Source organism: Turicimonas muris (assembly GCF_002221595.1).
Taxonomy (GTDB): Bacteria; Pseudomonadota; Gammaproteobacteria; order Burkholderiales; family Burkholderiaceae_F; genus Turicimonas; species Turicimonas muris.
On sequence record NZ_NHMP01000003.1, the window covers coordinates 271,630 to 285,552 of the forward strand.

Annotated in this window: 17 protein-coding genes; 13 read left to right on the plus strand and 4 right to left on the minus strand. The window is 43.8% G+C overall.

Annotated elements, in window-relative coordinates:
- The 13 genes from ADH67_RS06685 to ADH67_RS06745 all read left to right on the plus strand — a co-directional run bounded on the left by ADH67_RS06685 (nucleotide 1) and on the right by ADH67_RS06745 (nucleotide 9,968).
- The gene (locus ADH67_RS06685; protein WP_066593366.1) at nucleotides 1-444 is read left to right on the plus strand and encodes a thioredoxin domain-containing protein; all 444 of its coding nucleotides are present in this window, start codon (nucleotides 1-3) and stop codon (nucleotides 442-444) included.
- Nucleotides 438-1,355 carry a hydrogenase expression/formation protein gene (locus ADH67_RS06690; protein WP_066593369.1) on the plus strand — a complete coding sequence of 306 codons (918 nt, stop codon included), beginning with the start codon at nucleotides 438-440 and terminating at the stop codon, nucleotides 1,353-1,355. The genes ADH67_RS06685 and ADH67_RS06690 overlap by 7 nt, the downstream gene beginning before the upstream one ends.
- A complete protein-coding gene (locus ADH67_RS06695) occupies nucleotides 1,355-1,585 on the plus strand; it encodes a rubredoxin (protein ID WP_066593379.1) in 231 nt (76 codons plus the stop codon). Before ADH67_RS06690 ends, ADH67_RS06695 begins: the two co-directional genes overlap by 1 nt.
- Complete coding sequence (gene hybE, locus ADH67_RS06700) at nucleotides 1,572-2,135, plus strand: [NiFe]-hydrogenase assembly chaperone HybE (RefSeq protein ID WP_066593390.1); 564 nt, start codon at nucleotides 1,572-1,574, stop codon at nucleotides 2,133-2,135. Before ADH67_RS06695 ends, hybE begins: the two co-directional genes overlap by 14 nt.
- Complete coding sequence (locus ADH67_RS06705) at nucleotides 2,132-3,238, plus strand: hypothetical protein (RefSeq protein WP_066593391.1); 1,107 nt, start codon at nucleotides 2,132-2,134, stop codon at nucleotides 3,236-3,238. The genes hybE and ADH67_RS06705 overlap by 4 nt, the downstream gene beginning before the upstream one ends.
- 1 nt (nucleotide 3,239) lies before the next feature.
- The gene (locus tag ADH67_RS06710) at nucleotides 3,240-3,581 is read left to right on the plus strand and encodes a hydrogenase maturation nickel metallochaperone HypA/HybF (protein ID WP_236578589.1); all 342 of its coding nucleotides are present in this window, start codon (nucleotides 3,240-3,242) and stop codon (nucleotides 3,579-3,581) included.
- 18 nt (nucleotides 3,582-3,599) lie between these two features.
- Entirely contained in the window at nucleotides 3,600-3,806 is a 207-nt protein-coding gene (locus tag ADH67_RS06715) for a hypothetical protein (RefSeq protein WP_099421376.1), read from the plus strand.
- Nucleotides 3,807-3,868: 62 nt separating this feature from the next.
- Nucleotides 3,869-4,531, plus strand: a complete 663-nt coding sequence (hypB, locus tag ADH67_RS06720) for a hydrogenase nickel incorporation protein HypB (protein WP_089275728.1) — start codon at nucleotides 3,869-3,871, stop codon at nucleotides 4,529-4,531.
- A gap of 4 nt (nucleotides 4,532-4,535) precedes the next feature.
- Complete coding sequence (hypF, locus tag ADH67_RS06725; RefSeq protein WP_066593395.1) at nucleotides 4,536-6,845, plus strand: carbamoyltransferase HypF; 2,310 nt, start codon at nucleotides 4,536-4,538, stop codon at nucleotides 6,843-6,845.
- Between the two features lie 2 nt (nucleotides 6,846-6,847).
- Nucleotides 6,848-7,066: a HypC/HybG/HupF family hydrogenase formation chaperone gene (locus ADH67_RS06730; protein WP_066593397.1), complete on the plus strand. Its 219-nt coding sequence runs from the start codon at nucleotides 6,848-6,850 to the stop codon at nucleotides 7,064-7,066.
- A 10-nt stretch (nucleotides 7,067-7,076) separates the two neighbouring features.
- Nucleotides 7,077-8,186, plus strand: a complete 1,110-nt coding sequence (gene hypD, locus ADH67_RS06735) for a hydrogenase formation protein HypD (protein ID WP_066593400.1) — start codon at nucleotides 7,077-7,079, stop codon at nucleotides 8,184-8,186.
- A 20-nt stretch (nucleotides 8,187-8,206) separates the two neighbouring features.
- The gene (hypE, locus tag ADH67_RS06740; RefSeq protein ID WP_066593403.1) at nucleotides 8,207-9,256 is read left to right on the plus strand and encodes a hydrogenase expression/formation protein HypE; all 1,050 of its coding nucleotides are present in this window, start codon (nucleotides 8,207-8,209) and stop codon (nucleotides 9,254-9,256) included.
- Between the two features lie 127 nt (nucleotides 9,257-9,383).
- Complete coding sequence (locus ADH67_RS06745) at nucleotides 9,384-9,968, plus strand: LuxR C-terminal-related transcriptional regulator (protein ID WP_084081495.1); 585 nt, start codon at nucleotides 9,384-9,386, stop codon at nucleotides 9,966-9,968.
- A gap of 39 nt (nucleotides 9,969-10,007) precedes the next feature.
- On the opposite strand, the gene ADH67_RS06750 is transcribed toward ADH67_RS06745, so the two are convergent.
- The 4 genes from ADH67_RS06750 to secD all read right to left on the minus strand — a co-directional run bounded on the left by ADH67_RS06750 (nucleotide 10,008) and on the right by secD (nucleotide 13,898).
- Complete coding sequence (locus ADH67_RS06750) at nucleotides 10,008-10,403, minus strand: hypothetical protein (protein WP_066593406.1); 396 nt, start codon at nucleotides 10,401-10,403, stop codon at nucleotides 10,008-10,010.
- 130 nt (nucleotides 10,404-10,533) lie between these two features.
- Nucleotides 10,534-10,986, minus strand: a complete 453-nt coding sequence (locus ADH67_RS06755) for a DUF805 domain-containing protein (RefSeq protein ID WP_066593409.1) — start codon at nucleotides 10,984-10,986, stop codon at nucleotides 10,534-10,536.
- A gap of 75 nt (nucleotides 10,987-11,061) precedes the next feature.
- Entirely contained in the window at nucleotides 11,062-11,997 is a 936-nt protein-coding gene (gene secF / locus ADH67_RS06760) for a protein translocase subunit SecF (RefSeq protein WP_066593412.1), read from the minus strand.
- 2 nt (nucleotides 11,998-11,999) lie between these two features.
- Nucleotides 12,000-13,898, minus strand: coding sequence for a protein translocase subunit SecD (gene secD, locus ADH67_RS06765; RefSeq protein ID WP_066593414.1), 1,899 nt, complete (start codon nucleotides 13,896-13,898; stop codon nucleotides 12,000-12,002).
- Between the last annotated feature and the right edge of the window lie 25 nt (nucleotides 13,899-13,923).

Genomic DNA, 13,923 nt, shown 5'->3' on the forward strand with positions numbered 1-13,923 from the left:
ATGCTTATAGAAGTACCTAAAAAAATAGATCTGCAGACTCATCCTATCTTTAAAAAAATGACTGAGGAATGTGGTTTCGAGCAAATTGATTCCGATTCTTTTGAAGCATTTCTTAAGAAAGACGGTCTTTCTCTGATTCTCTTTGTAGACGATCCAAACCGCATGAAAGAAACTATGGATGCGATCGTCATTGCTCCAGAGTTGGCAAAATCCTGTCAATTAATCAAAAACAAAGCTGTCATCTGCCCTCCTCATGCCAGAAAACTTTCTGCTATCTACGGCTTCAAACGCTGGCCGGCTATGGTATTTGTAAGAGACGGTGCTTATCTCGGAGCGGTCGACGGCTTGCGTCTGTGGTCTCAACTTGTTGCTGAAGTTGATGAAATTATTCAGCGTTCTCCTTCCTTCCCACCATCAATCGGAATTCCTGTTAAATCATGCTAAACAAATTTACTTCTCGGCCAATCAACATTCCAATTAAAAGCATCGGCCCCGGTTCACAGCCCGATGAAGAAAAGGCAATGACCATCGGTGTTCCAGATACCGTGGAAACATACATCCGACCTCGTGCTCCGGAAATCAGCGATAAAGAAACGGCAACTCGCTGCCGTCAATTATTCATTGAGCTTTATCAAGAAATGAAGAATTGGAACCAAAATTCCAATGCGGCCGGTCCCTCTTTCGCTTTAAACCATCTTGATCCTGCTACCTTGAATTTGGTCAACCAAATGTTGGGTGAAGGCGAAGTTTCTATCATCATCAAACTTCCGCAGGATAATTTCGACGAGATCCGCATTCAAGAATCCATCTTCGTCGGTGTTTGGCGTGTCTGCTATTACAAAGATGGCAAACCAATTTCCGACCAGATCGAAGTAAGCGCCATACCCGCCTGCGTACCGGAAGCCGCTTATCTGACTTCTAAAGAGGGACTTAACCCTACAAAGGAAGACCCGGAGGCCATGAACAGCCCTGCCATCTTGGCTGAACTTAACGCCGCTCTTAAGAGCTGGGAACCGGGCGCACCAGCTAAGACATTTAATTTGAGTCATCTTCCAATGACTCCGGCTGACAATCAGATCATTGACACAGCTCTTGGCATGGGCGCCGTGCATATGATGTCCAGAGGATTCGGAAACTGCCATATTCTTTCCACCGACGTTCGTCATGCATGGAGAATTCAGTACTTTAACAACGCTCCGACTCGTTTGATGATTCTCAACACCATTGTCGTCTGCGGTCTCCCCGAAGAAGCACTTGCCTCTGCAGAAGATCTTCAGGACTCGGTCTTGCGAATCAAAGAATTGGTCGAATGGGTTACATCTAGCTGGGAGCTTTCTTCCGTGGAGTTGTCTTAATGCATGGCTTTGAAGGAACTTATTTAGGGGACGCCTCCAAGCTCAAGGACACAGACTGCTTGGAATGTAAGGTCTGCCACTATGTTTACGATCCGGAAAAAGGCGATATTGATCAGAATATCGAACCTTCTACTCCATTTTCTCAACTTCCTGACTATTGGTGCTGCCCGGTCTGCGGATGCGAAAAAGAACTGTTCATGGTAGTTCCCAAAGATTATGCAGAAAAGTGAGGTGTCTGCCGTTTGGAAACCAAATCCAGCCTCTCGTTTAGAGGCTGGGTTTAAGTACATTCATCAAAACCGAATGAAGGGACTCCCCTTTCTTCATCCGAAAGTTAAGGTCCACGCCGTTGGTTTTAAGAAATGGACGAACTTCTGGCTCGGAGTCATGGTCACGCCTTGGGCCATCAATCTTATTTTATGTGAGGGAGAAGAAGGATATTGGAAATCAGTTCCTGAAGGGAAAAAACTTCATTATCAATTTCCGGCCGGTCTCTATGACTTTATCAGCGTCAAGGATAAAATCCTTGGTGAATACAAAATGTGTTCCCTCCTTTCCCCTCTTGAGGAAATTACGGACGATCAAATGGCTGTCGAAGTCGCCTATGCCGCTCTCGATGAAATTATGAAAGATGAGCAGCCTGAAGAAGAAGGCACTCCTATGGTTGAATCTAAACGAGAAGTCGAGGAAGAGGCAGTAGAAAAAGCCGTAGAGAACACTTTATCTAAACCAATTTCTAGAAGATCCTTCTTTAGAAGGAAACAACAGGAGAACACATGAGCTTTGTCGGAAATCTCAATATTTTTCTCGATACAGACGATAACTGTGTAAGAAATGCAGCTGTGAAAGCTTCTTCTGAAGTTTCTGTAGAAAAGTTATTTATCGGCAAAACCGCAGAGGAAGTCTTTGAACTCATTCCTATTCTTTTTTCTCTCTGCCCCGACTCACAGAGTGCAGCTGCCAAACTTGCGTTGTATGAAGCTTCGGGACAAGACACCAAAGAAACCCTCAAAGACTGCGTTTGGCAGAATTACCTGGAAATCATTAACGAAGGAGTACGTTTCTTTTTGCTGCAGCTTGCTCCTGAAGCTTTCCGAAAAAGACACATTCACCGCATTGTCGAGATTCGTGCACAAGTAAGCGAACTTAAAAAAGTTGATCCTCGCGATTCGGAAAAAGTTAAACAAGAAAAAAGAAAATTAGCAGACTTGGCTCTTCCTCTTTTGCTGGCCGACTTCGGCGAAGATTGGGAGCAAGATCTTCTCAATGGATTCACCGACGAAACTTCTGAAGACATTCCGTCAATCTTTGCGGCTCTTAACTCTCACCGTAACTTAGGATGGTGCAGACTTCCTCTTCTTAAAAAGACTCCTCGAGTGCTTTTAGAAGATGTGAAGGAAAAGAAACTATGGATGTCAAAAGGACATAAGTTCGATATCAAACATCTAACGGGAGCAGTAGCACGTCAAAGAAAAGATCCTCTTATTTCTTATCTGCTCGCACAAGATGGAAACACGGCATACACCCGACTTTGCGCCAGATTCGTTGAACTCATTACAACTCTGATGGATGACTTCCCTTCCGAGATTTCTGCCTCAGTCTTGAAGTTGGAAGATAAATGCGCGCTAAGCGTTATTCAAAACTCTCGCGGCGTTCTTTTTCACTTTGCCAAATTGGAAGAAAAAAAGGGAAAAACCGTCATTGCAGATTACGGTATCTTGACTCCAACAGAGCTGAATGTAACTGACTCCCATGCTTTTAATGATTCTTTAAAAGACATTTCAGGACAGTCGGAAGATGAATTAAAAAAACTGGTTTATCTGGTGGTTTCTTCCTACGACCCGTGTGTTCAAATCAATATCGAGGTCAATAAAAATGCATGAGATGTCTTTGGCGCAAAGCATTGTGGAGATTGTTGAGAGCGTTTCACAACAGAACAACAATCGGGATGTAGCAAAAATTAAATTAATCGTCGGCGAGTTGGCTGGAGTTGAGCTGCAATCCTTGATGCAAAGTCTCACAATCGCCTCTCATGGGACTGTAATGGAAGGAGCAGAAATTGAACTTGAACGCCCGGAAGGAACAGCTTGGTGCATGAAGTGTGCTCAAACCGTTCCGTTCCATCATTTAGGCGATCCTTGTCCTATTTGCGGAGGGTATCAGTTAAGAATTAACGGTGGCAACGAGTTCAGGGTCTCAGAACTTGAACTTAAAACAGAAGATTAGTAACACTTGGAGGTTAATATGTGTATTACATGTGGATGCGGCGGCAAAGGCGCAACAATTGAAGATTTGGATCAATCAGGACAGCATATTCATGCTCATCACCATGGTGATCATGAACATTGCCACGGCCATGAACATCATCACGAACATGATTATGACCACCAACACGAACACAGCCATGAACATCATCATGATCATGGACAGGAACATGATCATACTAATTAATCAGTTAGATTCCCCGAACGAATAGAACTGAAAAAATAAATTAATTTCTAAAAAGGTATTTCATGAGCGATGTAGATGATCGTTTAATCAAACTTGAGATGGATGTTCTGGCAGCAAACGATAAAGTCGCTGCGGAAAACAGGAATTATTTTGCCGAACACAATATTCTCGCACTCAACTTGGTGTCCAGCCCGGGAAGCGGCAAAACTACACTGCTTTGTCAGACTATCGACGCTTTAAAAAATGAAGTCCCTCTGATGGTGATCGAGGGAGATCAGCAGACTATCAATGATGCAGAAAGAATCAGAGCAACCGGCTGCCGAGCTATTCAAATCAACACAGGAGAAAACTGCCATTTAGATGCTGAAATGATTAAAGACGCCTCAGCAAAATTAGTTCCAGAGGACAATTCCATTCTGTTTATCGAAAATGTCGGCAATCTTGTTTGCCCGGCAGCTTTCGACCTTGGAGAATTATGCAAGGTAGTCGTTCTTTCCGTCACTGAGGGAGAGGACAAACCTTTGAAGTATCCGTACATGTTTAATGCATCAAAGGTAATGATTTTGACAAAAATCGATCTCCTTCCTTATCTCAATTTTAACGTTGAGAAATGCAAACAGTACGCCAAACAAGTCAATCCGGATATCGAAATCATTGAACTTTCTTCAACTACCGGAGAGGGAATGGAAAAGTGGATTGACTGGTTAAAGAACCATCGTAAATAATCATATGGATTCAAATCTCTACACCCGAAGAATCCGAGTTCGCGGAACTGTTCAGGGAGTCGGTTTCCGGCCCTTTGTATACGTTATTGCTGTTTCCGAAGGGTTAAAAGGAACGGTTTTAAACGACGGAGAAGGGGTAGAGATTATTCTTCAGGGCACTAAAGAACAACAAGAGGTCTTTGACAGACGCCTCAAGAAAGAACTGCCTCCTCTTGCTTCAGTAGATTCTTTAGACGAAGCAGTCGTTGAGTATCCGGTGTTTTCTTCTTTCAGAATTATTGAAAGCAGATCCTCGGCAGTTAAAACAACGATTCCTGCCGATGCGGCCGTATGCAAAGACTGCTTGGCAGAGCTTGTTGATCCAAGCAACAGAAGGTACCGGTATCCTTTTATTAACTGCACTCACTGCGGTCCTCGATATACGATTACTGCTCATATTCCCTACGATCGACCACAAACCAGCATGAAGGACTTTCCAATGTGTTCTTTGTGCCATAAAGAATATACAGATCCTCTTGACCGTCGTTTTCATGCTCAGCCAAATGCCTGTTGGAACTGCGGTCCTCAACTAGCTTTGAAAGATAAGGACGGCAATCTTATAGAGACCGACGACCCAATTGCAGAAACTTTCAAATTAATAAAAAAAGGTGCAATCGGTGCAATCAAAGGATTGGGAGGCTTTCATCTAGTTTGTGATGCGTTAAATTCCCAAACCGTCAGAGAACTTCGCAAAAGAAAAAACAGACCAAGTAAACCGTTTGCGATCATGACTGCAAACGCTAAGAGTGCGAAAAGATTTCTTGTAATCGATCAAGAAGCCAAAAATCTTTTGGAATCGAGTGCTGCCCCCATTGTTCTTTGTCCAAAGAAGGACAGAACCGATGAACTGCTTGATGGAATAGCTCCCGATCTTTCTACAATTGGTCTGATGCTTCCTTACACACCCATCCATTGGCTTTTATTTTTTGAGGCAGTTAACCGGCAACCTCACTATCCGCTCGCCTCAGAAGAAGTTCCTCTTTATCTGGTAATGACAAGCGCCAATGCAGGAGGTGAACCTCTAGTTATTAACAATAAAGAAGCCGAAGAGCAGCTGCAAGGAATTGCCGATTTTTATCTCGAGCACAATAGGAATATTCTTATACGATGCGATGACTCAGTAATCCGCAGCGATCTTTCGGAACCGACAAAAATCATAAGAAGAGCCCGCGGATACGTTCCAAAGGTCACTAAGCTACCGAGGAAAGTGCCTTCCTGCATCGCTACAGGATCCTGGCTAAAGAACACCGCTTGTGTTTCAAAAGAAGATAGTGCGATTCTTTCTCAGCATATTGGAGATTTGGACAGAGTCTCTAATTGCACGACTTTATCTGAAGCTATTGAACATTTGATTGAAACGTTTGATATTCACCCGTCTATTATTGCCTGTGATTTTCATCCCGACTTCTTTTCAACTCGATTAGCAGAAGATTTAGCGGATAAATACGGAGCCAAGCTTTTTCCTGTCCAGCATCATCACGCTCATATCGCCTCCGTAATGGCTCAGCATGGGCTTGAAGAGCCTGTTCTGGGAGTTGCCTTGGACGGGGTTGGATTAGGGACGGACGGCACAAGCTGGGGAGGAGAAATTCTTCTCGTAGATCCGAGCGGATTTTTGCGTTTAAGCCACTTCAAACCAGTTGCCCTTCCGGGCGGAGATAAATGCGCAAAAGAGGGATGGAGAATTGCCGCAGCCTTTTTAGCAAAACACGGAAATCGTAACCTGGCTCGAGAATTGTTCCCGAACAGGAATGTTCAAATGATTTTTCATCTGATTGATTCAAACTTTCCTATTCCACAGTCCTCAAGTCTAGGCAGGCTTTTTGACATGGCGGCAGCACTTCTTCGGGTTAAGGACTTTTCCACCTACGAAGGCGAAGCCCCTGTTCTATTGGAATACGCAGCCAAAAATAAAAACGGCCGCTTTTTGAGAGAAATGGTCAAACGAGAAAACGGCATTCTAAATCTCGATGAATTTCTTCTGCATCTTGCTCAAAGGCAAGACACAGCAGAAGCGGCTGCGGATTTTCACACGACAATTGCTTCCGCTATTGCCGAAGAATTAATTGAACAAAGTACAAAGGCAGGCATCACGAAAATCTGTTTTTCAGGCGGCTGCTGCCTCAATAATCTCATGATAAGACAAATCAAAAATGCATTGAAGCATCAAAAGTTAAAAATTTACGAATCTACCGAAGTCCCTTGTAATGACGGAGGTTTATCTCTCGGACAGCTGTGGGTCGCCGGTATGGCAAATGTTATAGAGAAGGAATAAAAATGTGTTTAGCCGTTCCCGTACAAATTATTGAAGTGCTTCCCGGTGATGAAGCAATCGCAGAAATTGCCGGTGTTAAGAAAACAATTTCTACGGCTTTGATTGAAGATGTACAAGTCGGTGATTATGTCATTCTTCATGTCGGTTATGCTCTTCAGAAGATCGATCCTGAAGAAGCCCAAAAAACCATTCAACTTTTCAATTCTCAGGTCTCCGCTTAAGAATAGTTTTATGAAATACATTAGTGAATATCGCGACTCAGCAATAGCCAAAGAGATCACAAAGAAGATTGCGGAAGAAGTCAGACCGGAGCGTACCTATCGTTTAATGGAATTTTGCGGCGGTCATACTCACGTTTTAAGCCGTTACGGCTTAGAAAATATTCTTCCGAAAAATGTGGAAATGATTCACGGTCCGGGCTGTCCCGTTTGCGTCATGCCGATCGGACGAATCGACTCTGCCATTGAGCTAGCCGTTAAGCATCATGTTATTTTGTGTACTTATGCTGATACCATGCGAGTACCGGCATCCGGCGGAATCTCCATGATGAAGGCGAAAGCTCAAGGTGCAGATATCCGCATGGTTTACTCCGTCAGCGATGCGTACAAGATTGCAAAAGAAAACCCCGACAAAGAGGTTGTCTTTTTTGCCATAGGATTCGAAACTACGACACCTCCTACAGCCGTTGTTCTAAAACAGGCAAAGGCAGAAAATATTAAGAATTTCTCAGTGTTCTGCAACCATGTTTTAACCCCAGCCGCCATGAAGCACATTTTGAACAATCCGAACGGCGTCAAAATTGACGGGATTGTCGGCCCCGCCCATGTTTCCACCATTATCGGATCTGACCCCTACAAGGAATTGGCAGAGAAATATAAAAAGTCCGTTGTTGTCGCAGGTTTTGAACCGTTAGACATGCTTCAAGCTATTCTTATGCTCATTAGGCAAATTAATGACGGAAGAGCGGAAGTTGAAAACGAATTTATTCGTGCGGTCAAGCCCGAAGGCAACGTTAAGGCCATTAATCTAATGAAGGAAGTCTTTGACATCAGAGACTCTTTTGAGTGGCGAGGCCTCTCAAGCGTTCCCTATTCCGCTCTAAAGCTAAGTGAAGACTATGCCTTCTTTGACGCAGAAAAACGTTTTGATCTTCCCTACCGCAGAGTCCCGGACAACAAAGCATGCGAATGCGGCGCGATTCTGCGAGGAGAAAAGCATCCGTCCGACTGCCGTGCTTTCGGAACTGTCTGCACACCGGAAACTCCAATCGGAAGCTGCATGGTCTCCAGTGAAGGCGCCTGCGCAGCTTATTACACTTACGGAAGAAGAACAAAGAAATAGCCAGTATCGGTGCAAATAAAATGCAAGAAAAAAAGAAACATTATGTCCGTCCGCTGAATATTAAAAACGGAAAAATCGAAATGAACTATGGCGCAGGCGGCAAAGCCAGCGCACAGTTAATCTCCGAACTCTTTGCCAAGTACTTCAACAATGAATATCTCATGCAAGGCGATGACGGAGCATATCTTCCAGCCGCTGAAGGCCACATAGTGATGGCGACCGATTCTCATGTCGTCTCTCCCATTTTTTTCTCCGGCGGCGACATCGGTTCATTATCCGTTCATGGAACCGTTAACGATGTTTCCGTGTGCGGTGCAAAACCTCTTTACTTAAGCGCAGGTTTTATTCTCGAAGAAGGTTTCCCTTTAGCTGACCTGGAAAAGATTGTGAAGAGCATGGCCGAAGAGGCCAAGAAAGCCGGAGTCTATATTGTGACCGGTGATACCAAGGTAGTTGAAAAAGGCAAAGGGGACGGCATTTACATCAACACCACGGGTGTTGGTGTTGTACCTAAAGGCATTCACCTTTCCGGAGCAAACTGCAAACCAGGCGACGTGATTGCCGTGTCAGGCGACATTGGAGACCACGGCATTGCCATTATGAGTCAACGAGCCAATTTAGGCTTTGAGACCGAAATTCAAAGCGATTCCGCAAGTCTCAATTCCATGACAGAAGCATTAGTCAAAGAGATTCCTTCTTTACGCTGTATGCGTGATCCGACACGCGGAGGTCTTGGTACCACACTTAATGAACTTGCAACTCAATCTAAAGTCGGAATGAAAATTGAAGAGGCTAAGATTCCGGTGAAAGAACAGGTTACCGCTGCTTGTGAATTCCTCGGTCTCGATCCTTTATTTGTTGCCAATGAAGGAAAGCTTATCGCAATTTGCGGACCTGAAGATGCAGAAAAAATGCTGGAAATTATGCGTGCAAATCCCTTAGGAAAGAATGCTCAGATTATCGGGACTTGCGTAGAGGATGAGAACTGCTTTGTTCAGATGGAAACGCCCTTCGGTGGAACTAGAATGGTGGATTGGTTAAGCGGAGAACAGTTACCGAGAATCTGCTAGTCCACTACTATATAATCGTTCCTATCACGCATATTTAGGAGAAAGTATTTATGAAACAGCCTCATTTGGTGTTGTTGGTAGATGACCATTCTCTGATCACCACAGCAATGAGCGCGTTATTAAAAGCATGTACCCGGAAGTCCAAATTTATACAGGATCTTCGGCAAGAGATGCGCGTGAGTTAGCAAACAAATTTGGTGATTCCGCAGACTTGATGATTTTAGATTTATGCTTACCTGACTCAAGCGGTACCGGATTACTTGAACAATTATTATCTGAATATCCTGCTCTGAAAATTCTTGTGTTATCAGGAGTAGTCGATCCAGACAGTATTTTGAAGAGCCTATCGGCCGGCGCTGCAGGTTACGTTCCTAAATCCTTGGATGCTACACTCCTTAAACATGCAATTAGCTTTGTGCTTGAAGGCGGTGTTTATATCCCTTCCAAAGTTCTCTCTCAACAGCAGTCTGTTGGAATGAATCCTCAGCAGCCGCTTGAAAACCCGAGCTCCTCCGTGCACTTAACTCCAAGGCAGTGTCAAGTTCTTAAACTGCTTAGCCAAGGGGATTCAATTAAGACTATCTGCAAAAAAATGGAACTCTCTGAGGGAACCATTAAGACTCATGTCGCGGCTATTTACCGAGCATTTAATGCCAAAAATAGGACTGAAGCTCTTATAGCAGCACGTAAAAACGGCTTCAATGTAGATTAACTCATAAAAAATCCGCCAAATCGGCGGATTTTTTATGTTTTATTTTCTTCTTCTAATCTGTTTTCTTCCTTTTCTCTTAGAAGATTTCTTAACTTCTTTGACTGTCGCTGCAGGCGTCTCTGTAGACGGGGCAACTTCAGCTGCTTCTTCTTTAACTTCAGCTTTTGGCTCTTCCTTGATTTCTTCTCTCACCTCAGGTTCAGGAAGTTCCTCTTGGATGAGTTTTTCAGTTTCAGCTTGCTCTTTCTGTTCATCCTCTTTAACCAACTCCTTAAGGCTGTACTGAAGCTGTTCAAGAAAGTCGATTACCGCATACACCTGTTCATCAAGAGGATGCTTTTTAGAGCGTGATTTAAGAATCAGTTTAAAAATTTTGTCTTCTAACTTAATTCTTTTTTTGATTTCTTTTTTGGAAATATCTTTTTTTTTAGACATAATTCCCTCCGTCACTTGATATTGAGAAAATATTATTGCATTGAGTTATAGGTATTAATCGATTCTACCCGAAGATCAACACACTTCCTGCGTTCTAGAATAAGAAGTCAAACTGCCTCTTGAAACAGCTTTAAGACTGATAGGGTTCTCCGTTTTTTCTTCTCAACCCGTGATCCGTCAGTTCTTCGAATCCGTTCCCTTCATCAATTGGCTTAAAAGGTTTTGGAGAATCATTGACCAGCCGTTCCGTGAAACCAAATTGATTAGGTTCTTTATCTGAAGGGGAGAACATTAGATAAAGCATTAACGGAGGAACCAGAAAAAACAAAATGCACCAACATCCTGAGTGTCCTATGTCATGGAGTCGGCGAATAACCAAGAGAATTGAAGGAACAATGGCAAGGGCAAAATAAATCGAAACGATAATCGGATAATCAGAAACTATTGTATCCAGGCCGAAGCATAAGGCCGCAAAGAGAACAAAGAACAACACATACCAATTGAATTCTGATCTCCCTGCCCTTCCTCTGAAATCAGAAACTTTGCTTATTGCAAATTTGAACCATCTCAGCCCTGTTCTCATAAATCCTCCCTTCCTTCACAATAGCGCAAAGGGAAGCCGAAGCCTCCCTTCTAAAAACGAAGTGGGTATCAAATATTATGGGACCATGTCAGTAATTTCATCTTTTCTGACTTTCTTGACTAAGTCCTCTCTCTTAACTCCTAAGTAGAGAGCGATAGCCGCAGAAACGAACACTGAAGAGTACACACCCAACAAAATACCGATAGTTAAAGCTAAAGCGAAGTAATGGAGAGCAGGACCTCCAAAGAAGAACATCGCTAAAGTCACCATCAATGTCGAAGAGTGAGTAATGATCGTTCTGGATATGGTCTGGGTAATAGCCGTATTAACAATTTCTACCGGTGTTCCCTTTCGAATCTTTCTGAAGCATTCTCGGCATCGATCGAAAATAATTACAGATTCATTAACGGAATAACCTAGCACGGCCAGTACCGCAGCAAGCACCGGCAAAGAGAACTCCCATTGGAATAAAGAGAAGAAACCAAGCACCAAAATTACGTCGTGGAAGTTAGCGATAATGGCTGCCACAGCGAATTTCCATTCAAAACGGAATGCTAAGTAGACCATGATACCGATAATCACAAGCAAGAGTGCGGTTAAACCGTCAGTTGCCAATTCTTCACCAACCTGAGGACCGACGAATTCAGTTCTTCTCAACTCGGCTTTAGCATCGTGCTGATGAATAACTTCCATAACTTCGGCGCTCATCTCTGCAGAGGTCTTATCCCCTTTCAGAGGGAGACGAATTTGAACGTCTCTGGCTGTACCAAAGTTAACAACCTGAACCTCTCCGCCCGTGACTTTTTCCAAATCCGTACGGATTTGCTGAATCGGCGCAGCTTGCGGGTAATTAACTTCCATTACCAAACCGCCCGTAAACTCAATGGAGAAAGCTAAACCTTTAATGACCAGAAGAGCAACTGCAATAAAAAATGAAAGAAACGATATCGCATTCAAAATTTTTGAATACTTCATGAATGGAATCGTTTTATGAATTTTAAACAGCTCCATGATTAGGCTCCCTTTTTAGTTTTTTCTGCATCAGGGATCCAAACCTGACCAATTGAAAGCTTAGTAAGTTTCTTACGGCGACCATAGTAGAGATTAACAATTGCTCTAGATACCATCACGGCAGTAAAGATAGAAGTAAGAATACCTAAACAGTGAACAACCGCGAAGCCTCTGACCGGACCGGAACCAAAAATCAGCAGAGCGACACCGGCAATCAAGCTCGTAATGTTGGAGTCCAAAATGGTATTAAAAGCCATTCCGTAACCTTCCGAGATTGCCTGCTGAGGGGTACGTCCCACTCTCAGTTCTTCACGAATACGTTCATTAATAAGCACGTTAGCGTCGACAGCCATACCAAGGGTCAAGGCCATAGCTGCAATACCCGGCAACGTTAGAGTTGCTTGGAGCATAGACAAGATGGCAACCAGCAAGAATAAATTGCAGGTCAAAGCTATTGCGGAAATTACACCAAACAAATGGTAGTAAATAATCATGAAGACAGAAACGGCGATGAAGCCCCATAAAGTGGATTTAAAGCCAGCTTTAATATTTTCTTCACCAAGGCTCGGACCAACCAGTCTTTCTTCAATGATTTCCATCGGAGCAGCCAAAGAACCGGCTCTTAACAACAAAGCAGTATCCGTTGCCTCAACAGTGGTCATTCTTCCGGAGATTTGAACGCGGCCGCCTCCGATTTCCTGACGGATAACCGGAGCAGTAACGACCTCACCTTTACCTTTTTCGAAAAGGATGATGGCCATTCTCTTACCGACATTTTCACGAGTAACGTCTTTGAACTTTCTTGCACCCTTATTGTCTAAGGTCAAGTTAACTGTCGGTTCTTGAGTCTGGCTGTCGAATCCCGGCTGAGCGTCATTTAAATTTTCTCCGGTGAGGATGACTTCACGCTTGACGAGGATTTCTCTGCCTTCTCGGTCTTTATATTTTTCAGTGCCGAAGGGAACTGTACCTTGAGCGAGAGAGTTCATCGCCTCCGGACTATCGTCGACCATACGCACTTCCAAAGTAGCTGTACGACCGAGAATGTCCTTAGCCTTTGCTGTATCTTGAACCCCCGGGAGCTGGACCACAATACGGTCAGCACCCTGCTGAGCGATTACAGGCTCTGCCACGCCAAGTTCATTAATTCTGTTATGAAGAGTAGCAACATTCTGCTTCAAGGCATATTCCTGAACGTCAGACATTGCCTTTTGAGACATTGTGCCTCGAATGATGTAGCGATTGCCGCTTCCCGGAAGTTCTTCGTACTGCATATCGGAAGCATGGTCTCTCAGTACATCGAAAGCAGCTCTTTGCTCCGCTTCACTTCTGAAGAGGATTTCAATGTTGTTTCCGCTGCGGGTAATACCGGCGTGTCTAATCTTCTTTTCTCTTAAGAATGTTCTTACATCACCGACTGCAGCTTCAATTCTCTTTGAAACGGCTGCTTCCATATCGACAGCCAATAGGAAGTGAACGCCGCCGCGAAGGTCAAGCCCTAAGTACATCGGCAAAGCATTAATACTTAAAAGCCACTGCGGTGTGTTTGGAACAAGGTTAAGAGCAACAATGTATGTTGGATCTTTTGGATCGGGGTTAAGAGCTTTGTCAATAACTTCTTTGGAACGGAGCTGAAGCTCGCCTTCAGTCGGCGCAAATCTAACTCTGATGGAGTTTTGCTGAGCACCTTGTTCGAAGAACACACCGTTAGGAGAAATTTGAGCCGCTTTTAACGCGTCTTCAACAGTCTTGAGAGTATTTTCCGTTACTTTTGCAGTTGCCTTGCCTGGGCTTACCTGAACGGCAGGCGATTCACCATAAAAGTTCGGCAAGGTGTAAACCAAACCGACAATAAGGATCACCGCAATCAGAACATACTTCCAAATAGGATATCGATTCATGGTTGGGAGGGATTAGACCACTAAA

What these genes read in the sequence shown, in the direction of transcription:
- secF (WP_066593412.1), bottom strand. Translation starts at nt 11,997, where the DNA reads ATGGAGCTGTTTAAAATTCATAAAACGATTCCATTCATGAAGTATTCA.
- hypB (WP_089275728.1), top strand. Translation starts at nt 3,869, where the DNA reads ATGAGCGATGTAGATGATCGTTTAATCAAACTTGAGATGGATGTTCTG.
- ADH67_RS06695 (WP_066593379.1), top strand. Translation starts at nt 1,355, where the DNA reads ATGCATGGCTTTGAAGGAACTTATTTAGGGGACGCCTCCAAGCTCAAG.
- ADH67_RS06705 (WP_066593391.1), top strand. Translation starts at nt 2,132, where the DNA reads ATGAGCTTTGTCGGAAATCTCAATATTTTTCTCGATACAGACGATAAC.
- ADH67_RS06715 (WP_099421376.1), top strand. Translation starts at nt 3,600, where the DNA reads ATGTGTATTACATGTGGATGCGGCGGCAAAGGCGCAACAATTGAAGAT.
- ADH67_RS06745 (WP_084081495.1), top strand. Translation starts at nt 9,384, where the DNA reads ATGTACCCGGAAGTCCAAATTTATACAGGATCTTCGGCAAGAGATGCG.
- secD (WP_066593414.1), bottom strand. Translation starts at nt 13,898, where the DNA reads ATGAATCGATATCCTATTTGGAAGTATGTTCTGATTGCGGTGATCCTT.
- ADH67_RS06730 (WP_066593397.1), top strand. Translation starts at nt 6,848, where the DNA reads ATGTGTTTAGCCGTTCCCGTACAAATTATTGAAGTGCTTCCCGGTGAT.
- ADH67_RS06750 (WP_066593406.1), bottom strand. Translation starts at nt 10,403, where the DNA reads ATGTCTAAAAAAAAAGATATTTCCAAAAAAGAAATCAAAAAAAGAATT.
- hypF (WP_066593395.1), top strand. Translation starts at nt 4,536, where the DNA reads ATGGATTCAAATCTCTACACCCGAAGAATCCGAGTTCGCGGAACTGTT.
- hybE (WP_066593390.1), top strand. Translation starts at nt 1,572, where the DNA reads ATGCAGAAAAGTGAGGTGTCTGCCGTTTGGAAACCAAATCCAGCCTCT.
- ADH67_RS06755 (WP_066593409.1), bottom strand. Translation starts at nt 10,986, where the DNA reads ATGAGAACAGGGCTGAGATGGTTCAAATTTGCAATAAGCAAAGTTTCT.
- hypD (WP_066593400.1), top strand. Translation starts at nt 7,077, where the DNA reads ATGAAATACATTAGTGAATATCGCGACTCAGCAATAGCCAAAGAGATC.
- ADH67_RS06685 (WP_066593366.1), top strand. Translation starts at nt 1, where the DNA reads ATGCTTATAGAAGTACCTAAAAAAATAGATCTGCAGACTCATCCTATC.
- ADH67_RS06710 (WP_236578589.1), top strand. Translation starts at nt 3,240, where the DNA reads ATGTCTTTGGCGCAAAGCATTGTGGAGATTGTTGAGAGCGTTTCACAA.
- hypE (WP_066593403.1), top strand. Translation starts at nt 8,207, where the DNA reads ATGCAAGAAAAAAAGAAACATTATGTCCGTCCGCTGAATATTAAAAAC.
- ADH67_RS06690 (WP_066593369.1), top strand. Translation starts at nt 438, where the DNA reads ATGCTAAACAAATTTACTTCTCGGCCAATCAACATTCCAATTAAAAGC.